Source organism: Streptomyces sp. NPDC054849 (assembly GCF_053610945.1).
Genome location: NZ_JBSGZI010000133.1, coordinates 1 through 18,759, shown reverse-complemented (window position 1 = coordinate 18,759; position 18,759 = coordinate 1). Strand labels below are relative to the sequence as shown.

Sequence of the window (18,759 nt, the reverse complement as noted above, 5' to 3'; positions counted from 1 at the left end):
CACAAACGGTGTCCGGCCCCGGCCGACAGCTCAACCACACCACACCCCAGCGGGGTTACTTCTTACGGCGACGCCCGCCCGCAGCCTTCTGCGCCTTGCGCCGCTCGGCCCGCGTCATCCCGTCCCCCTCGCCGGAGGCGACATCGCTCTCGAAGTCGCCCTCGATCACGCCGCCCTCTCCGTCGACGGTCGGAGCCGAGAAGTGCAGCCGGTCCGGACGCTGCGGAGCGTCCAGCCCCTTCGCCCGGATCTCCGGCCGCGCACCGGCGCCCGCCGCAGCCGGCGCCTTCGTCAGGGACGGCGCCGCGTCCTGCACCGGAAGCTCCTCGACCTGCTGCTCGACCTGGACCTCCAGGTTGAACAGGTAGCCGACGGACTCCTCCTTGATGCCGTCCTGCATGGCGTTGAACATGTCGAAGCCCTCGCGCTGGTACTCGACCAGCGGGTCCTTCTGGGCCATCGCCCGCAGGCCGATGCCCTCCTGCAGGTAGTCCATCTCGTACAGGTGCTCACGCCACTTGCGGTCGAGCACCGACAGGACCACGCGCCGCTCCAGCTCACGCATGATCTCGGAGCCGAGCGTCTTCTCGCGCGCCTCGTACTGCTCGTGGATGTCGTCCTTGACGGACTCCGCGATGAACTCCGCGGTGATGCCGGCGCGGTCGCCCGCGGCCTCTTCGAGCTCCTCGATGGTGACCTTCACCGGGTAGAGCTGCCGGAAGGCGCTCCACAGGCGTTCCAGGTCCCACTCCTCGGCGAAGCCCTCGACCGTCTCGGCCGCGATGTACGCGTCGATCGTGTCGTCCATCATGAAGCGGACCTGCTCCTGGAGGTCCTCGCCCTCCAGGACGCGGCGGCGCTCGCGGTAGATGACCTCGCGCTGGCTGTTGAGGACCTCGTCGTACTTCAGGACGTTCTTGCGCGTCTCGAAGTTCTGGGTCTCCACCTGCGACTGGGCCGACGCGATCGCGCGCGTCACCATCTTGTTCTCGATCGGCACGTCGTCGGGGACGTTGGCCATCGCCATGACGCGCTCGACCATCTGCGCCTTGAACAGGCGCATCAGGTCGTCGCCCAGCGACAGGTAGAAGCGGGACTCGCCCGGGTCGCCCTGTCGGCCGGAGCGGCCGCGCAGCTGATTGTCGATACGGCGCGACTCGTGGCGCTCGGTGCCCAGCACGTACAGCCCGCCGAGGTCCTTGACCTCCTCGAACTCCGCCTTCACCGCCGCCTCGGCGCGGGTGAGCGCCTCGGGCAGGGCGTGCGCCCACTCCTCGATGTGCTCTTCCGGGTCCAGACCGCGCTGGCGCAGCTCGGCCTCGGCGAGGTCGTCCGGGTTGCCGCCGAGCTTGATGTCGGTACCACGGCCGGCCATGTTCGTGGCGACGGTGACCGCGCCCCGGCGGCCGGCCTGGGCGACGATCGTCGCCTCACGGTCGTGCTGCTTGGCGTTGAGCACCTCGTGCGGGATGCCGCGCTTGGAGAGCTGCTGGGAGAGGTACTCGGACTTCTCGACCGACGTCGTACCGACGAGGATCGGCTGGCCCTTCTCGTGCTTCTCCGCGATGTCGTCGACGACGGCGGCGAACTTCGCGACCTCGGTCCGGTAGATCAGGTCCGGCTGGTCCTTGCGGACCATGTCGCGGTTGGTCGGGATCGGGACGACACCGAGCTTGTAGATCTGGTGGAACTCGGCGGCCTCGGTCATGGCCGTACCGGTCATGCCCGACAGCTTCGAGTAGAGGCGGAAGAAGTTCTGCAGGGTGATCGTGGCGAGGGTCTGGTTCTCGTCCTTGATGTCCACCCCTTCCTTCGCCTCGATCGCCTGGTGCATGCCCTCGTTGTAGCGGCGGCCCGCGAGGATACGGCCGGTGTGCTCGTCGACGATCATGACTTCGCCGTCGATGACGACGTAGTCCTTGTCGGCCTTGAAGAGCTCCTTGGCCTTGATCGCGTTGTTGAGGTAACCGACGAGCGGGGTGTTCACCGACTCGTAGAGGTTCTCGATGCCGAGCCAGTCCTCGACCTTGGCGACACCGGCCTCGTGGATGGCGACGGTGCGCTTCTTCTCGTCGACTTCGTAGTCGCCGGTCTCCTCGATGCCCTTCAGCGGCTGGCCGGCCTCGCCCTTGGTCAGGCGGGTCACCAGCTTCGCGAAGTCTCCGTACCACTTCGTGGCCTGGTCGGCCGGGCCGGAGATGATCAGCGGGGTGCGGGCCTCGTCGACCAGGATCGAGTCGACCTCGTCGACCACGGCGAAGTTGTGGCCGCGCTGGACGAGCTCGTCCTGCGACCAGGCCATGTTGTCGCGCAGGTAGTCGAACCCGAACTCGTTGTTCGTGCCGTAGGTGATGTCGCAGTTGTACTGCTCGCGGCGCTGCGCCGGCGACATGTTCGCCAGGATGCAGCCGACCTCCAGGCCGAGGAACTTGTGCACCCGGCCCATCAGCTCGGAGTCGCGCTCGGCCAGGTAGTCGTTCACCGTGATCAGGTGGACGCCCTTGCCGGACAGCGCGTTCAGGTACGCGGGCAGGGTGCCGACGAGGGTCTTGCCCTCACCGGTCTTCATCTCGGCGACGTAGCCGAGGTGCAGCGCGGCGCCACCCATGATCTGGACGTCGTAGTGACGCTGGCCGAGGACGCGCTTGGCGGCCTCGCGGACGGTCGCGAAGGCCTCGGGCAGCAGGTCGTCCAGGCTCTCGCCGTCCTGGAAGCGCTGCTTGTACTCGTCCGTGAGCGCCCGCAACTCGGCGTCGGAGAGGTTGACGAAGTCCTCTTCGATGGAGTTGACCTGGTCCGCGATGCGGTGCAGTTTGCGCAGGATCTTGCCTTCGCCTGCACGCATGAGCTTGTTGAAGACGGACACCGAGGTTTGTCTCCTTGCCGGTCGGGCCTGGGCACTGTACGTACACGGGCACGGCAGGTGGGCCCCACCGCAACGGCCATCGTAAGCGAGGACGTGGCCACGTCGGGAGGTCCGCCGTTCCCGTGAGGGCACGGGTGCCCGGATTGAGAACGTACGGGGGACACCGAAGGTGCCGCATCACCCGGCGGGATTCCCGAAAAGTGTTCGCCCCGGACGCCCCGGCGGCAGCAGAATCCGTTCATGGAGCCCACCTCACTGACCACTGACCGCCTCGTGCTGCGACCGTTCGCCCCCTCCGACGAGGACGAGGTGTACGCCGCCGCCCAGGACGCGGAGATCCAGCGGTGGACCGAGGTCCCCTCCCCCTACGAGCGCGCTCACGCGAACAGCTGGGTGAACGAGATCGTGCCGGCCGGCTGGCGCGAGGACACCGCGTACAGCTTCGTGATCCGGCTCGGGGACGAGGGCCCGCTGGTGGCGGCCCTGGGCGTGCACCCGCGCGGCGAGGCCGTGTTCGAGATCGGCTACTGGACGGCGAGGGAGCACCGTGGGCGCGGCTACATGACCGAGGCCGTCGGCGCCGCCGCCCGCTGGGCCTTCACCGAGCTCGGCGCCGGACGCGTGGAGTGGCGGGCCGACGTCGGCAACCGGCCCTCCCGGGCCGTCGCGGAGAAGGCCGGCTTCAGGATCGAGGGGATCCTGCGCGCCGGGATCACCCACCGCGGCACCCTGCGCGACTGCTGGGTCGGCTCCCTGCTCCCCTGCGACCTCGGCCTGCCGTCGCGACTGCCGTACCTGCCCGCTGTCAGTGGCGCGTCCTAAGCTCCGCACCATGACATCGCTCTCGCTGTCCGCCGACGAGGCCCGCCGGATCGCCCTGCGCGCGCAGGGCTTCCTCGGGGCTCCCGACCGACGCGGCGGGGTCCGCGGGGTCCTGCGCCACCTGGGCGCCGTACAGCTGGACACGATCTCGGTGCTGGCGCGCTCGCACGAGCTGATCCCGTACGCACGCCTCGGCGCGGTCGGGCGGGACACCGTGGAGCAGGCCTACTGGACCGAGCAGCACGCCTTCGAGTACTGGTCGCACGCGGCCTGCATCCTGCCCATCGAGGAATGGCCGCATTTCGCCTTCCGCCGACGGGCCAACCGGGAGCGCGGCCACCGCTGGCACGTCCTGAAGGACAAGGAGCTCTCGACGCGTGCGGTCCTGGACCGGCTGAAGGCCGACGGCCCGCTGACCTCCACCGAGCTCGGCGGCGCCAAGAACGGCGGCGAATGGTTCGAGTGGTCCGAGACCAAGATCGCGGTGGAGTGGCTCCTCGACACCGGCGAGGTGGTCTGCAGCGAGCGCCGCGGCTGGAAGCGGGTCTACGACCTCCCCGAGCGCGCCGTTCCCGACGCGCTGCTCCATGACGACCTGGACGACCGGGAGTGCGTGCGCCGCCTGGTCGCCCTGGCCGGCCGGTCCCTGGGCGTCGGCACCCGCGCCGACATCGCGGACTACCACCGCCTCAAGGGGGAGCAGTTCGACGAGGTGATCGCGGACTCCGGGCTGGTGCCGGTCGAGGTGGAGGGCTGGACCAAGCCCGCCTGGGCCGACCCGTCGGCGCTCGCGACGGCCCCCCGGGGCCGCCACCGCACGACGCTGCTGTCGCCGTTCGACTCCCTGGTCTGGGACCGCCCCCGCACCGAGCGGATCTTCGGCTTCACGCACCGCCTGGAGGCGTACGTCCCCAAGCCGAAGCGGATACACGGGTACTTCGCGATGCCGCTGCTGGCGGGCGGCCGGCTCCAGGGGCGCGTCGACCCGGCCCGCGAGGGCCGCACGCTGGTCGCCCGGCAGCTCTCCCTGACCTCCCCCGGGGCCGCCGGCCCGATGGCGCGGGCCCTGCGGGAAGCGGCGGAGTGGGTGGGGTGCGAGGACGTACGGATCGACCGCGCGAGCTCACCCGCGGAAGCCGCGGCCGTCGCGGCGGAACTGGCCGCCCTTTAGCTCTCTGGCCGCCCTCTCGCCCTCTGGGAGGCCGCGGCCCCGGCGGCCGGGCCGGCCGCCGGACAGGTCCGCTAGCGGATTTCGAGGATCTTCTCGCGCATCGCGTAGACCACGGCCTCCATCCTGGAGTGCAGCTGCAGCTTCTCCAGGATGTTGCGGACGTGGTTCTTCACGGTGTTCTCGGAGATGAACAACTCTTTGGCGATGTCGCGGTTGTTCATGCCGGTGGCCACCAGTTTCAGGACCTCCAGCTCCCGGTCCGTCAGCCGCGGCGCCGGCACCAGCCGCCGCTCGTCGGTCCGCTGGATCATCGACTTGAACTCGGTGAGGAGTTTCGACGCCATCGACGGGCTGATCTGCGACTGGCCGTCCGCCACCGCCCGGATCGCCGTGGCCACCTCGTCCGTCGAGATCTCCTTCAGGAGGTACCCGGTCGCGCCCGCCTTGATCGCGTCGTAAAGGTCGGCCTCCTCGTCGCTGATCGTCAGCATGATGATCTTGGCGGAGGGCGCCACCTCCTTGATCGAGGTGCACGCCTCGATCCCGCCGCGCCGGGGCATCCGCACGTCCATCAGCACGATGTCCGGCAGCAGGTCGGCCGCCTTGTCCACCGCCTCCGCGCCGTCCCCGGCCTCGCCGACGACCTGGATGTCCTCCTCCTGCGCGAGGACGATCTCCAGTCCCCGCCGGAAGAGCGCGTGGTCGTCGACCACGAGCACCCGAATGGGTTCCCCGGCCGAGGCCCCTGCGGGATCGGCCGACGGGTCCGCCCCTCGGCCGCCCGCGCCGTCCTCCCCGCGTACCGGCCCGAAGCTGTCCGCCATCGTTCCCTCCCCCTGCATGTGCTGAGCTGCCGGGCCAACCGGACACACATCGCAGCCGGTTGACTGCCCGCCATGATTCCATGCCCGCACCATGGCGCGGGGGGATGCCGGTGACCCTCCTGGCGGATACCCGTCATGCAGGTGCCCCCGCGGAGCCGCCGGAGCGGTCCGCGAGGGCAACGAATGGTGTGCTCAGCCGCCGAGTGCGCCGCCGGCGCCGCCTCGCGGCTCCTCCGAGCTGGAGGCACCGTCGGGGTTCACATGGATGACGCCGTAGTCGTAGGCGTGACGCCGGTAGACGACACTGGGCAACTTCGTCTCGGAGTCGACGAAAAGATAGAAGTCGTGGCCGACCAGTTCCATCTCGTACAGAGCCTGGTCGAGCGACATGGGCGCGGCCGAGTGGGTCTTCTCGCGGACGATGAGCGGGCCTTCGCCCTGCACTTCGAGAGATCCGATCCGGGTGATCGGAACCCCCTCCGCCTTCTCCTCGGTGACCGGCTGGCCGCTGCCGTTCAGCGACGCGACGCCCGGCACGACGTCGGCGACCTCAGCCGCCGAGAGCCGGCCGTTGCCACGGCGGGTGTAACGCTTGTCGTGCTGCTTGCGCAGCCGGGCCTCCAGCTTGTCCTGAGCCAGGTCCAGTGCCGCATACGGGTCGGCGGCTGCCGCCTCGGCACGGATGACGGGGCCCCGCGAATGCAGGGTGATCTCCACGCGGTCGGAACGGTCGGCCTGGCGCGGGTTGTGCTCCTTGGACACCTCGACGTCCAAGCTGATCACCTTGGCGTCGAGCTTCTGGATCCGCTCCGGATTCAGCTTCTCGGCCACGTGCTTGCGGAACCGCTCGGGCACTTCGGTCTTGCGGCCCTTGACGACGATGTCCACGCAGAACTCCGTTCCCGGATAGCTCCACCCGACGGGGCGAAGCGTCTCCCTTTCGCACCAGACTCCGGTGAAGGCCGGAGCCTCGGACTTGGCGACTTTCACCTCCTCCTCCCCCATCGGCAAGATCTACACCCCACCGACTTCGGAGTCGAGAGACAGCCTCCTGAGTTCCTTACAACCGAACATATCCCTCTATGACGGTTGTCGGCACCCGCTACCGGAATGTACTTCCAGTCACTTGGCTGTTCCCTCGTACTACCTGCAACGATGGGCCTTCCCCGCCAGTTCCAAATCTATTCACGAGATTTTGGTTCCGTGGGAGTTGCCGGCCCCGCCGTCCCCCGCGGGCGCCGTCCGAAGGAGTCCGCCGGCGCGGCCACCACCGCGGCCCGCAGCGCCGCCCCCGGGCCGTCTGCCAGGCCCGCGGCGCGCACCGCCCGGGCCGCCTCCGCCAGCGTCGCCCCCGTGGTGATCAGGTCGTCCACGAGGACGACCCGGGCCCCCGCCGTCAGCCGTGGCCCGTCCCGGCACACCGCCAGCGCCCCCGCGAGGTTCTCCCGGCGCTGCCGGGCACCCAGCCCGGCCTGGTCCGCCACGGCCCGCCGCAGCCGCAGTACGGGCGCCACGCGCGCGGGAACACCGGCCCGGCGCAGCCGCCCCGCGGCGGCCAGGGCGATCCGGCGCGCCGGATCGTGCCCGCGTGCCCGGACCTGCCGCCGCGCCGAGGGGACCGGCACCAGCACCACGTCCCCCGACCCCGTACCTCCCGCACCGTCGGCCGCGCCCGTCACACCCACCACACCCGTCGCACACGTCGCACCCCCACCGCCCGGCGCATACCTCCCGCCCGCCAGCACGGCCTCCGCCAGAGCGCCTCCGAGCACCTTGGCCAGCGGCAGCGCTCCGCGCTCCTTGTGAGCCAGCAGGAGAGCCCGTACGGCCCCGTCGTAGACGGCTGCGGCCTGTACCACCGGAAGCCCCTCGGGCCGCGGAGACGGGCGCACGGACCCCGCCCCGGCCCCGCTCAGCGCACCTCTGCAGTCGGCGCACACCAGCGAGCGGACCGCCCCGCAGCCGGCGCAGTCGACCGGCAGGACCAGCCCGGCCAGCTCCTGCCACCACCCGCGCATGACTCCACGGTGACGGGCCGGACCGGAGCCCGCCACCCCTGTGGACGACACACGGCCGCAGGTCAGCCGGGGGCGCGCCGAACCCGGCCGCAGGTCAGCCGGGGCACACCGGAACCCGGCCGCACCACGCCGGCAGGCCCAGCCGACCCCTCAGCCCCAGCAGGCCGCTACGCCGGCACGTCAGCCCGGGTACACCGGAGCCCGGCCGCCCGCCGCCACCGTCACCGTGCGCCACTGCGCCCCCGGCGGCAGCCACACGATCCCGTCATCGTCGGAGTACGCCACCACCGGCTTCGGCTTCGACTCGTCCTCCGTGGCCGCGACCGAGACTGCGGACAGCCCCGTCGCCCCGGGCAGGCTCGCCGCGACCATCGAACCGTCCGCCAGCATGTAGCGGGCCTGCTGGACGCCGCCGCTCTCCCGGCCCACCACGAGCAGCCGGCCGTGCGGCGCCCAGCTCATCGCCGTCACGTCCGCCATCTGGGGTGCCGCCGGGCGCAGCTCGCGCACCGAAACCGCCGAGGAGTCGCTCTTGCCGTCGGGCCGTTCGATGCGCCCGGTGTACAGCTTCTTCAGAGCGCCCTCCTCCACGAGCAGCGCGATCCGCACCCCGTCGGAGGACACCTTCAGCGAGGCGATCCGCCTGCCGTCGAGCCCGGCCACCTGTACCTTCTCCGCGGTCCCGGCCCCGCCCGGCACCCGGTACAGCCCGAGCTGCTGCGGAGCGCGGTCCGCGACCCACAGGTCGCCCGACGCGTCCCAGCTGGGTGCGGTCAGCAGGTCCGCCTTGCCGCCCTTGCCGACCAGCACCGGCTGCGGCATCGGCCCGCCGCCCACCAGCGACACGACGTGCAGACCGTGCCCGTCCTCCGAGACCACGGCCGCGCGCCGCTCGTCGTACGAGACGGCCGCCGCGCTGACCTTGAACCCCGGAGGGGTGGCCAGCGGCCCCGGCACCACGTCGGGACTGTTCTGCTCGTCCTCGCTGCTCGTGTCCAGCTTCATCCGGACCAGGCGCTTCTCGTTGTCGACGAAGTACTGGAACTCGGGAATCTTGGGCCGGTTGGCGATCGCGGCCGCGCTCACCTCGGTCACCGAGCACAGCGAGGACGACGACTTGCCGTCGGAGCGCAGCACTTCGACCTGGTCGAGCCGGGAGCCCGTCAAGTCCTTGACGGTGTAGAGGAGTTGGGTGGCCATCTTCTTGCACTGCGGCTGCGCGACGTTGTCCGCCTTGTCGTTGAGCGGCACGCGCAGCGTGTTCTGGCCGTCGTACGAGAGGGACTTGGTGCCCTCGCGCAGTTCCGTCCCGGTGGGGAAGCTGGACTCGACGACGGGACCGAGCCACCTGGACGGCCCGGCGAGCAGCGACTGCACCGTCTGCGTGGTCGGGTCCATCCGCGAGTCCGGGTCGGTGCGCTGGCGCACGTAGACCGGGTCGGCGACGAGCGTGCCGCCCGCGAAGTAGTACTTGTTGACCGGCATGTAGATGCGCTGGAAGTCCGACTCGCTGAGCACGAGGCCGCTGGGCGGGGTCGAGATCCGCCACTGGCCGTTCTCGTCCTGGACGAGCTGGAGGAACTCCTCGTACTGCCCGTTGCCGCTCTCCGGCTGGTAGGCACTGCGCTCGTCCACGGTCGCGAGCTTCTTGCCGGTCACCTTCCAGCGGGGCCCCTCGGGGTCCTTCTCGCCGCGGACCGAGACCCGGTTGAGGCCGGAGGAGAGCACGGTGACGGCGGAGCCCGGCTTCCAGTTCTTCGCGGCGGCCTCGGTGAGGTACTTGCGGGCGGTCTCCAGCTGCGGGTCGTCGCTGGTCATCGCCTCCAGGAAACCGTCGACGATGTCGGCCGCACTGGCCTTGTCGGCGGGCGGCACGCCGAACACCCGGACCTGGGAGTCGACGCCCTGCGAGGCCTGCACCGGGCGGATCTCGCCGTGGTCGGGCATCGACGCGCAGCCGGCCAGCAGCAGACCTGCCACGCCGAAGGCGTACGCCCGTACGGTGCGCGACCGCCGGCCCCGTACCCGCGCGCGCCCGGCGCGCGCGTTCTCGGGCTCAGCGTCCATCGGCTCGATCCTCCTGTTGTGCCTGCTCGGCGGGTCGGGCCACGACGCGGGCTCCGTTGCCCGGCAGGGCCGTCGGGTCGGCGGGCACCGGCAGCGCTCCGGCGGCCGGCGACCGCGGGGGTATCGGCGACCGGTCGCCGGTGTCCGCGGCCGGGCGGTCCGCGGTCCGTCCCGCGGCCTCGGCGGCGGCCCTGGCCCGGTTGGCCCGGGAGTCCTCGGGCTCCAGAGGGATGGGCGAGCCCCGCAGCGGCTCGTCGGCCGTGCGCGGCAGGGTCAGGCGGAACTGCGAGCCGCCGCCCGGCTCGCCCCACGCCTGCAGCCAGCCGCCGTGCAGCCGGGCGTCCTCGACGGCGATGGACAGGCCGAGGCCGGTCCCGCCGGTCGTGCGCGCCCGCGCCGGGTCGGCCCGCCAGAAGCGGTTGAAGACGCGGGTGGCCTCGCCGGGCTTGAGCCCGACGCCGTAGTCCCGTACGGCGACGGCGACGGCGCCGCCCGCGGACGCCAGCCGGACCACCACATCGCGCCCCTCGCCGTGCTCCACGGCGTTGACGACCAGGTTGCGCAGCACCCGCTCCACGCGACGGGCGTCGGCCTCGGCGATGACGGGCTGGGTGTCCCCGAGGACCCGGATGCGGGTGCCCTTGTGCTCGGCGAGCGGCTCGGCCCCGTCGATGACGCGGCGCACGACCTCCCGCAGGTCGATCGGCTCGGCCTCCAGGGCGGCCGCGCCCGCGTCGAACCGGCTGATCTCCAGCAGGTCGGCCAGGAGCGACTCGAAGCGGTCGAGCTGCCCGGCGAGCAGTTCGGCGGAGCGCGCGGTGATCGGGTCGAAGTCGACCCGGGCGTCGTGGATGACGTCGGCCGCCATCCGTACCGTCGTCAGCGGGGTGCGCAGCTCGTGCGAGACGTCCGAGACGAAGCGGCGCTGCATCCGGGACAGCTCCTCCAGCTGCTGGATCTTGAGCTGGAGGTTCTGCGCCATCTTGTTGAAGGCCTCGCCGAGGCGCGCGATGTCGTCCTCGCCGGTGACCTTCATCCGCTCCTGGAGCCGGCCGGCCGAGAGCCTCTCGGCGATCCCGGCGGCCATCCGTACGGGGGTCACGACCTGGCGTACGACGAGCCAGGCGATGCCGCAGAGCAGGACCACGACGAACAGCCCGGCGGTCACGATGGTGACCTTGATCAGGTTGAGGGACTCTTCCTCCTGCGTGAGCGGGAAGAGGTAGTACAGGTCGTACGGATCCCCGTTGATGTCGGAGAGCCGTTTCCCGATGACCAGCGCGGGCTCGGGCGTCTTCTTCCCGTCCCCGCTGGTGTACCGGATCTCAGAGAAGGTCTTGAAGGCTCCGGTGGCGTGGTTGACGGCCCGGCGCAGCGGCAGCGGGACGCTCGCGGTGGGGTCCACGTTGCCGGAGGCGCGGGCGCCCTTGACGCCCTGCGCGCCGGGCAGCGGCTGCTCACCGGTGCCCGCGCCGAGCGCGACGACCTCGAAGGCGGTCTGACCGCCACTGGCCAACTGCTTGACCAGGGAGTTCATCCACGTACTGGCGTCCCGGCCGACCTTGTTGTCGAGGCCGTCGGGCCCGTCCACGGTGGCGGGGGCGTTGGCCTTCTCCTGTGCGACCGCGAACCCTCCCGCGGCCTGGCTCTGCGCGGCCTCCTCCTTGGCGTCGAGGAGGCCCGTGCTGACCTGGGCGATGACGACGAAGCCCAGCGCGAGGACCACGGCGAGCGAGATCAGCAGAGTGGCGGCGACGACCCGGAGCTGGATGTTGCGGCGCCATAGCCGGACAGCCGGAAGCAGCGGCCGGCGTACGAGGCGTACGCACAGCCGCAGCACGGAGCTGCCCGGCGCTCCCTCACGGAGCAGGCCGCCGGCGCGCAGCTTCCCCCAGCGGGAACCACGCCGATCCCTGCCGGACGTGCCGGACTGCACCTCAGCTGGGTCCGGCCTTGTAGCCGACACCGCGCACCGTCACGACGATCTCGGGGCGCTCCGGGTCCTTCTCGACCTTGGAGCGCAAACGCTGCACATGCACGTTGACCAGGCGGGTGTCCGCCGCGTGCCGGTAGCCCCAGACCTGCTCCAGCAGCACCTCGCGGGTGAACACCTGCCAGGGCTTGCGCGCGAGGGCGACCAGCAGGTCGAACTCGAGCGGGGTCAGGGCGATGGAGGCACCGTCCCGCTTGACCGAGTGCCCGGCCACGTCGATGACCAGGTCACCGATGGCCAGCTGCTCGGGAGCGGGCTCCTCCGAACGGCGCAGACGGGCCCGGATGCGGGCGACCAGCTCCTTCGGCTTGAACGGCTTGACGATGTAGTCGTCGGCCCCGGACTCCAGGCCCACGACGACGTCTACGGTGTCGCTCTTGGCGGTGAGCATGACAATAGGCACGCCGGACTCGGCGCGGATCAGCCTGCAGACCTCTATGCCGTCCCTTCCGGGCAGCATGAGGTCGAGCAGCACCAGATCCGGCTTCGCCTCCCGGAAGGCAGCAAGTGCCTTGTCACCGTCCGCTACGAACGACGGCTCAAAACCTTCTCCACGCAGCACAATGCCGAGCATCTCGGCCAGCGCGGTGTCGTCGTCGACGACAAGGACGCGTCCCTTCATGGTTGACATCATCCCATTAGCTAATCGTTACCCGGCGGTGAGCTGTCCCACAGCCAAAAGGGCTGGAAATCGCCCCTCGGACCTGCGTGGAGATCAGCTCGACCAGTCTGCCCCGGATCCGGGCGACAATTGAAGGTACGGGCTGGCGGAGATCCGGGGGGACGCCTGATCCGTTCGGGGCCCCTACGTGGCACGATGGCAGCGACCAGCGCCCCCGCCGCAGCAGGTGCACGTGAAGGAGCGACGATGAACGACTCTCCGGGCTGGGCTACGCCCGGATCCTCTCCGTCCGACGGCGAGCGGCCGGGAACCCCCGCCGACCAGCCATCCGCCGACGGTGGCGCGCAGCAGCCCAGCCGGCCCGCGGACGACCCGAAGTGGTCCGCCGAGCAGCCGCCCCCCGGCCAGTGGTCGAGCCCGGGCAGCAGTGAGACCCCGCCGCCCGCCACCCCGCAGCCCGGGACCGGCTGGGGCGGGTACCCCCAGCAGCCCGGACAGGCCCCGTACGGCGGCCAGCAGGCCCCGCACGGCTCCCAGTGGGGCCAGCCGGGCGCCTGGGGCAAGCCCCCGGCCGCCAAGCCCGGTGTGATCCCGCTGCGCCCGCTGGGCCTCGGCGAGATCCTCGACGGCGCGGTCGCCACCCTGCGCACCCACTGGCGCTCCGTGCTGCCCATCAGCTTCACCGTGGCCGTCTTCGCGGTCCTGGCGATCACGCTGATGCAGGGCTTCATGGTCGACCGGATCGAGGAGCTGGACCGCGCCTCCGCCGACTCCGACGAGGTCATCAGCGCCCTGTCGGGCACCCTGGTGGCAGGCGCCGGCGCCCTGGTCGTCACGTTCTTCTGCACCATCGTGGCCACCGCCATGCTCACGATGATCTACAGCCGCGCCGTCCTGGGCCGCCCCTCCTCGGTCGGCGACGCCTGGCGCGAGTGCCGCCCGCAGCTGCTCCGACTCGCCGGTCTGACCGCGCTGGTCGCCCTCGGCGGCGGCGTGATCATCGCCATCGGCTTCGTACCGGCCGTCATCGCGGCCGCCGCCGGCATGGGTGCGGGCGGCGTCCTCCCCATCGCCATCCTCGGCGGCCTGGCCGGCTTCGCCGTCTGGGTGTGGCTGTACGTCCGGGTCAGCCTCTCGCCGTCCGTGCTGATGCTGGAGCGCAGCGGCGTCTTCCGCAGCATGAGCCGCTCCGACAAGCTCGTCCGCAACTCCTGGTGGCGCATCCTCGGCATCACGGTGCTCGCCTCGGTGATCGCCGGTTTCGTCGAATTCATCATCGGCATCCCGTTCACGATCGTCGCGCTCGTCAGCGAGGGCGTCTCCGGCGGCTTCGACTCCGACGCCGCCGCGATGAGCTGGACGTACCTGATCATCCTGGGCGTCGGCCAGGTCATCGCCATGACCATCACCCTGCCCTTCAAGGCCGGCGTCTCCGTGCTCCTCTACGTCGACCAGCGCATCCGCCGCGAGGCCCTCGACCTGGAGCTGGCCCGCGCCGCCGGAGTCGAGAACTACGGCGCCGCCACAGGCACCCCCGGTACGCCGGGCACCCCTGGTACGCCGGGCGCCCCCGGCCCCACGCCCCCTCCGACCGGGAGCTGATGCGATGACCAGCCCGGGGGGACTGCCCATCAGCGAGACACCGCCGGTGACGACACCGCGCGAAGCCGCCCGCGAGGCCGCAGAACGCGAGCTGTCCAAGCCGATGTACCACGAGAACGACCCCAGCCTGCTGGACCGCGCTCTGCGCCGCTTCCTCGACTGGGTGGACGACCTGTTGAGCGCCGCCGCCGGGGCGACCCCCGGCGGCACGCTGGGCGTCGTCGTGATCGTCCTGCTGATCGTGCTGGCCGTGGCGCTGCTGTGGTGGCGCCTCGGCACCCCCGGGAAGGTCCCCGCCGGCGCCGGAGCCCTGCTGGGCGAACGCGTCCGCAGCGCCGCCGACTACCGCACCGAGGCCGACGCGCACGCCGCCGCCGGCCGCTGGACCGAGGCCGTCCAGGCCCGGATGCGGGCCCTCGTCCGGTCCCTGGAGGAGCGCACCCTGCTGGATCCCCGCCCCGGCCGCACCGCCGACGAGGCCGCCGCCGAGGCCGCGGTCACCCTGCCGGGTCACGCCGCGGACCTCCGTACGGCCGCCCGCGTCTTCGACGACGTCACCTACGGCGGCCGCGTCGCCGACCAGGCCATGTACGCACGCCTCCGCGACCTCGACACGGCCGTCGAACGCACCCGGCCCGCCCTGGCCGGGACGGGGGGCACCGCATGACGCACCCTCAGGACCCCCGCACCAGCCACCCCGGGATGACACCCCCTCAGGGCGCCGGCACCACCGGCCACAGGCCCGGCATGACACCCCTTCAGGACCCGGCTGCACCCGGCCGGGACTCCGGCACGACCGGCCCGCACCCGGCCTCCGCACCGGCGTCCCCGCCCGAAGCCCCGGCGTCCCCCCACACCTCCACCGCCCTCGGCGCCGCCGCCGTCTGGCGGCGCGCCCGCGGCTTCCTCCTCGCCTTCGGCGTGCTCATCGCCACCGGCGTCGCGCTGGCCGCCTTCAACTCCGGCGAGAACCGCGGCGCCCTCGACCCCCGTTCCGCCGACCGCAGCGGCAGCCGCGCCCTCGCCGAACTCCTGAAGGAACGCGGGGTGACCACCCGGGTGGTGACCCGCACTCAGGACGCCGCCGACGCCGCCGGCCCCGACACCACCCTGCTCGTCACCGACCCCGACCTCCTGGCCCCCAGCCAGCGGTCCACCCTCAAGACCGCCATCGACCTGTCCGGCGGACGCACCGTCCTCGTCTCCCCCGGCCGCACCTCCCTCACCACTCTGGCCCCGGGCGTCCAGACCCGCCCCTCAGGGTCCGACGAGCTCCGCGCACCCTCCTGCGCCCTGCCCGCCGCCCGGTCCGCCGGCTCCGCCGAGACCGGCGGCCGGTACGGCTACCGCACTGGCGACCCCAAGGCCACCGCCTGCTACCCGGACGACGACCACGCCACCCTGCTGCTCCTGCCGGCCCAGGCCGGCGGCGACACCGTCCTCCTCGGCTCCGCCCGCATCCTGGAGAACGAGTTCCTCGCCGCCGAGGGCAACGCCTCCCTGGCCCTGCAGACCCTCGGCAGCCGCCCCCAGCTCGTCTGGTACCTCCCCTCCCCCGCCGAGGCCGCCGCATCCGGCGGCGACGAGGACGGGGACAAGAGCCTGATCGAACTCATCCCGGCCGGCTGGTCCTGGGCCGTGCTCCAGCTCTTCCTCGCCGCCGCACTCGCAGCCCTCTGGCGCGCCCGCCGACTGGGCCCCCTCGTCACAGAGAAGCTCCCCGTCGTCATCCGCGCCTCCGAGGCCACCGAAGGCCGCGCCCGCCTCTACCGCAAGGCCGGCGCCCGCGACCGCGCCGCCACCGTGCTGCGCGCCGCCACCCGCGAACGCCTGGCCGCACTGGTCGGCGTACCACACACCCAGGCCCACGAACCCGCGGCTCTGGCCCCGGCCGTCTCCGCCCGCCTCTCCGGCGAGCCCCGGGACGTGACCGCCCTCCTCTTCGGCACCACCCCCTCCGACGACGCGGCACTCGTCGCGCTCGCCGACCACCTCGACGCCCTCGAAAGAGAGGTCCGTACGTCATGACGTACCCGGCCACCGAGTCCACGGCTGCGACCGCGGACAGCGCCCGCGCTTCCCTCGAAGCGCTCCGCACCGAGATCGGCAAGGCCGTGGTCGGTCAGGACTCCGCCGTCACCGGCCTCGTCGTCGCGCTCCTGTGCCGCGGCCACGTCCTGCTCGAAGGCGTCCCCGGCGTCGCGAAGACCCTCCTGGTACGGGCCCTGGCCGCATCCCTGGAACTCGACACCAAGCGCGTCCAGTTCACCCCGGACCTGATGCCGAGCGACGTCACCGGCTCCCTCGTCTACGACGCCCGCACCGCCGAGTTCTCCTTCCAGAACGGCCCGGTCTTCACCAACCTGCTCCTCGCGGACGAGATCAACCGGACCCCGCCCAAGACCCAGTCCTCGCTCCTCGAAGCCATGGAGGAGCGCCAGGTCACCGTCGACGGCACCCCGCGCCCCCTCCCCGAGCCCTTCCTCGTCGCCGCCACCATGAACCCGGTCGAGTACGAGGGCACGTACCCCCTCCCGGAAGCCCAGCTGGACCGCTTCCTCCTCAAGCTCACCGTGCCCCTCCCCTCCCGCGACGACGAGATCGGCGTCCTGACCCGCCACGCCGCCGGCTTCAACCCCCGCGACCTGCACGCCGCGGGCATCCGCCCGGTGGCCGGTCCCGCCCACCTCGAAGCCGCCCGCGAGGCCGTGGCCAAGGTCTCCGTCTCCCCCGAGATCGCCGGCTACGTCGTCGACATCTGCCGCGCCACCCGCGAATCGCCGTCGCTCACCCTCGGTGTCTCCCCGCGCGGCGCGACCGCCCTGCTGGCCACGGCCCGCGCCTGGGCCTGGCTCACCGGCCGCGACTACGTCACCCCCGACGACGTCAAGGCCCTCGCCCTCCCGACCCTGCGCCACCGCGTCCAGCTGCGCCCGGAAGCGGAGATGGAAGGAGTCACGGCCGACGCCGTCATCACCGCGATCCTCTCCCACGTCCCCGTCCCGCGCTGATGGCCCTCACCGGACGCGCCGCCCTGCTGGCGGCCCTCGGCAGCATCCCGGTCGGCATCCTCGAACCCAGCTGGACCGGGATGCTCGCGGTCAACGGCCCGATCGCGCTGGCCTGCGCGGTCGACTACGCCCTCGCGGCGCCGGTCCGCAGCCTCCTGCTGGCCCGCTCCGGGGACACCGCGGTCCGCCTCGGCGAACCCGCGGACGTCCACCTGACCATCACCAACCCCGGCCGGCGCAGGCTGCGGGCCCGCGTCCGCGACGCCTGGCCCCCGAGCAGCTGGCTCCCGGGCACGGAGACCGCGGCATCCCGCCACGAGGTGGTCGTCCCTGCGGGCGAACGCCGCCGGCTGACCACCCGCCTGCTCCCCACCCGCCGCGGCGACCGCCAGGCCGCCCGCGTCACCATCCGCTCGTACGGACCTCTGGGCCTCTGGGCCCGCCAGGGCTCCCACGTGTCGCCCTGGACGGTCCGGGTCCTGCCACCCTTCACCAGCCGCAAGCACCTCCCGTCCCGGCTGGCCCGCCTGCGCGAACTGGACGGCCGCACGAGCGTCCTGACCCGCGGGGAGGGCACCGAGTTCGACAGCCTGCGCGACTACGTCCCCGGCGACGACACCCGCTCCATCGACTGGCGTGCCACGGCCCGCCAGAACAAAGTGGCCGTCCGCACCTGGCGCCCCGAACGCGACCGGCACATCCTCATCTGCCTGGACACCGGCCGTACGTCGGCGGGCCGCGTCGGCGACGCCCCCCGCCTGGACTCCGCCATGGACGCCGCCCTGCTCCTGGCCGCCCTGGCCACCCGCGCCGGCGACCGCGTAGACCTCCTGGCCCACGACCGCCTCCCCCGCGCCCAGGTCCAGGGACGCGCGGCAGCCGACACCCTCCCGTCGTTCGTGAACGCGATGGCCCCCCTCGAACCGGAACTGGTCGAGACGGACTCCCGCACCCTCGTCTCCACCATCCTCCGCAGCGCCCCGCGCAGATCTTTGGTCGTCCTTCTGACGAGCCTGGACGCGGCCCCGATCGAAGAGGGCCTGCTCCCGCTCCTTCCGCGTCTCACCCAGCGCCACACGGTCCTGCTGGCCTCGGTCGCCGACCCCCACATCGCGGAGATGACGAAGGCCCGCGGCAGTGTGGACGCGGTCTACGAAGCCGCGGCCGGCTCCCAGACCCAGTCCCAGCGCGGCCGCACCGCCGACCAGCTCACCCGCCACGGCGTCCACGTGGTCGACGCCACCCCGGACACCCTGGCCCCGGCCCTGGCCGACGCCTACCTGTCCCTCAAGGCCGCCGGCCGCCTCTAGGCCCTGACGGCAATGGATCAGGCGGCCGTTCCCGCCATGCGAGGACCGGCCCAGATCGGCCTTCCGCGCAGAACTGGCCCGCGTCGTAACGGTTCCCTGCGGTGGAGACGATCTCGCACTCGGCCGTCGCCGCCCGGGTCGGCGCCTTCGCCGTCGACGGGGCCACCGGCTTCGTCGTGGGCTTCGGCGCCTGCGCGGCGGGCGGCTTCGGGTGGGCCGTGGTGGCCGAGGCACTCGGCACGGCCGAAGGGGACGCCGAGGGACTGGGCGTCGGGGACGGCGAAGGTGCGGGCTCGGCGGACGTGGCTGAACCGTTGCCCACGACCTCCCGTCCGAGGAAGGAGGTAAACCGTCTCCAAACGCAGAAAAGCCCCGCACCGGACCGGTAAAGGTCTGGTGCGGGGCTTCCCGCAATGATTGTTCGGCGGCGTCCTACTCTCCCACAGGGTCCCC

The 18,759-nt window shown here is 72.1% G+C and carries 15 protein-coding genes; 8 read left to right on the top strand and 7 right to left on the bottom strand.

Annotation, left to right across the window (positions count from 1 at the left end; translation table 11 throughout):
• Nucleotides 1-55: 55 nt before the first annotated feature.
• On the bottom strand, nt 56-2,866 hold the full coding sequence (gene secA, locus ACWGIF_RS34840) for a preprotein translocase subunit SecA (protein ID WP_453503517.1): 2,811 nt from the start codon (nt 2,864-2,866) through the stop codon (nt 56-58).
• Between the two features lie 240 nt (nt 2,867-3,106).
• On the opposite strand from secA, the gene ACWGIF_RS34835 reads away from it, so the two are divergent.
• The gene (locus ACWGIF_RS34835) at nt 3,107-3,688 is read left to right on the top strand and encodes a GNAT family N-acetyltransferase (RefSeq protein WP_453503515.1); all 582 of its coding nucleotides are present in this window, start codon (nt 3,107-3,109) and stop codon (nt 3,686-3,688) included.
• 10 nt (nt 3,689-3,698) lie between these two features.
• Nucleotides 3,699-4,859 (top strand): winged helix-turn-helix domain-containing protein, encoded by a 1,161-nt coding sequence (locus tag ACWGIF_RS34830; protein WP_453503513.1) that lies wholly within the window; start codon nt 3,699-3,701, stop codon nt 4,857-4,859.
• A gap of 71 nt (nt 4,860-4,930) precedes the next feature.
• Here ACWGIF_RS34830 and ACWGIF_RS34825 read toward each other — a convergent pair whose 3' ends face one another.
• The 6 genes from ACWGIF_RS34825 to mtrA form a co-directional block, all read right to left on the bottom strand.
• Nucleotides 4,931-5,683, bottom strand: a complete 753-nt coding sequence (locus ACWGIF_RS34825; protein WP_453503512.1) for a response regulator — start codon at nt 5,681-5,683, stop codon at nt 4,931-4,933.
• A gap of 192 nt (nt 5,684-5,875) precedes the next feature.
• Nucleotides 5,876-6,571 carry a ribosome hibernation-promoting factor, HPF/YfiA family gene (hpf, locus tag ACWGIF_RS34820; protein WP_453503518.1) on the bottom strand — a complete coding sequence of 232 codons (696 nt, stop codon included), beginning with the start codon at nt 6,569-6,571 and terminating at the stop codon, nt 5,876-5,878.
• A gap of 293 nt (nt 6,572-6,864) precedes the next feature.
• Nucleotides 6,865-7,701 (bottom strand): ComF family protein, encoded by an 837-nt coding sequence (locus tag ACWGIF_RS34815; protein ID WP_453503511.1) that lies wholly within the window; start codon nt 7,699-7,701, stop codon nt 6,865-6,867.
• A gap of 180 nt (nt 7,702-7,881) precedes the next feature.
• Complete coding sequence (locus ACWGIF_RS34810; RefSeq protein ID WP_453503509.1) at nt 7,882-9,768, bottom strand: LpqB family beta-propeller domain-containing protein; 1,887 nt, start codon at nt 9,766-9,768, stop codon at nt 7,882-7,884.
• Complete coding sequence (gene mtrB / locus ACWGIF_RS34805) at nt 9,758-11,704, bottom strand: MtrAB system histidine kinase MtrB (RefSeq protein WP_453503508.1); 1,947 nt, start codon at nt 11,702-11,704, stop codon at nt 9,758-9,760. Before mtrB ends, ACWGIF_RS34810 begins: the two co-directional genes overlap by 11 nt.
• A gap of 1 nt (nt 11,705) precedes the next feature.
• Complete coding sequence (gene mtrA / locus ACWGIF_RS34800; RefSeq protein WP_189747360.1) at nt 11,706-12,395, bottom strand: two-component system response regulator MtrA; 690 nt, start codon at nt 12,393-12,395, stop codon at nt 11,706-11,708.
• A gap of 234 nt (nt 12,396-12,629) precedes the next feature.
• On the opposite strand from mtrA, the gene ACWGIF_RS34795 reads away from it, so the two are divergent.
• From ACWGIF_RS34795 to ACWGIF_RS34770, 6 genes are all read left to right on the top strand, one after another.
• The gene (locus tag ACWGIF_RS34795) at nt 12,630-13,985 is read left to right on the top strand and encodes a hypothetical protein (RefSeq protein ID WP_453503506.1); all 1,356 of its coding nucleotides are present in this window, start codon (nt 12,630-12,632) and stop codon (nt 13,983-13,985) included.
• 4 nt (nt 13,986-13,989) lie between these two features.
• Entirely contained in the window at nt 13,990-14,652 is a 663-nt protein-coding gene (locus ACWGIF_RS34790) for a DUF4129 domain-containing protein (protein ID WP_453503504.1), read from the top strand.
• Nucleotides 14,653-14,732: 80 nt separating this feature from the next.
• Nucleotides 14,733-16,013, top strand: a complete 1,281-nt coding sequence (locus ACWGIF_RS34785) for a DUF4350 domain-containing protein (RefSeq protein ID WP_453503502.1) — start codon at nt 14,733-14,735, stop codon at nt 16,011-16,013.
• Nucleotides 16,010-16,996, top strand: a complete 987-nt coding sequence (locus ACWGIF_RS34780) for an AAA family ATPase (protein WP_453503501.1) — start codon at nt 16,010-16,012, stop codon at nt 16,994-16,996. The genes ACWGIF_RS34785 and ACWGIF_RS34780 overlap by 4 nt, the downstream gene beginning before the upstream one ends.
• Entirely contained in the window at nt 16,996-18,306 is a 1,311-nt protein-coding gene (locus ACWGIF_RS34775) for a DUF58 domain-containing protein (protein WP_453503499.1), read from the top strand. The genes ACWGIF_RS34780 and ACWGIF_RS34775 overlap by 1 nt, the downstream gene beginning before the upstream one ends.
• A gap of 101 nt (nt 18,307-18,407) precedes the next feature.
• Nucleotides 18,408-18,695 carry a hypothetical protein gene (locus ACWGIF_RS34770; protein WP_453503498.1) on the top strand — a complete coding sequence of 96 codons (288 nt, stop codon included), beginning with the start codon at nt 18,408-18,410 and terminating at the stop codon, nt 18,693-18,695.
• Nucleotides 18,696-18,759 lie beyond the last annotated feature (64 nt).

Coding starts and splice junctions, on each gene's coding strand:
- ACWGIF_RS34795 (WP_453503506.1), top strand. CDS start 12,630: ATGAACGACTCTCCGGGCTGGGCTACGCCCGGATCCTCTCCGTCCGAC.
- mtrA (WP_189747360.1), bottom strand. CDS start 12,395: ATGATGTCAACCATGAAGGGACGCGTCCTTGTCGTCGACGACGACACC.
- ACWGIF_RS34785 (WP_453503502.1), top strand. CDS start 14,733: ATGACACCCCTTCAGGACCCGGCTGCACCCGGCCGGGACTCCGGCACG.
- ACWGIF_RS34825 (WP_453503512.1), bottom strand. CDS start 5,683: ATGGCGGACAGCTTCGGGCCGGTACGCGGGGAGGACGGCGCGGGCGGC.
- ACWGIF_RS34815 (WP_453503511.1), bottom strand. CDS start 7,701: ATGCGCGGGTGGTGGCAGGAGCTGGCCGGGCTGGTCCTGCCGGTCGAC.
- ACWGIF_RS34790 (WP_453503504.1), top strand. CDS start 13,990: ATGACCAGCCCGGGGGGACTGCCCATCAGCGAGACACCGCCGGTGACG.
- ACWGIF_RS34810 (WP_453503509.1), bottom strand. CDS start 9,768: ATGGACGCTGAGCCCGAGAACGCGCGCGCCGGGCGCGCGCGGGTACGG.
- ACWGIF_RS34775 (WP_453503499.1), top strand. CDS start 16,996: ATGGCCCTCACCGGACGCGCCGCCCTGCTGGCGGCCCTCGGCAGCATC.
- ACWGIF_RS34835 (WP_453503515.1), top strand. CDS start 3,107: ATGGAGCCCACCTCACTGACCACTGACCGCCTCGTGCTGCGACCGTTC.
- ACWGIF_RS34830 (WP_453503513.1), top strand. CDS start 3,699: ATGACATCGCTCTCGCTGTCCGCCGACGAGGCCCGCCGGATCGCCCTG.
- ACWGIF_RS34780 (WP_453503501.1), top strand. CDS start 16,010: ATGACGTACCCGGCCACCGAGTCCACGGCTGCGACCGCGGACAGCGCC.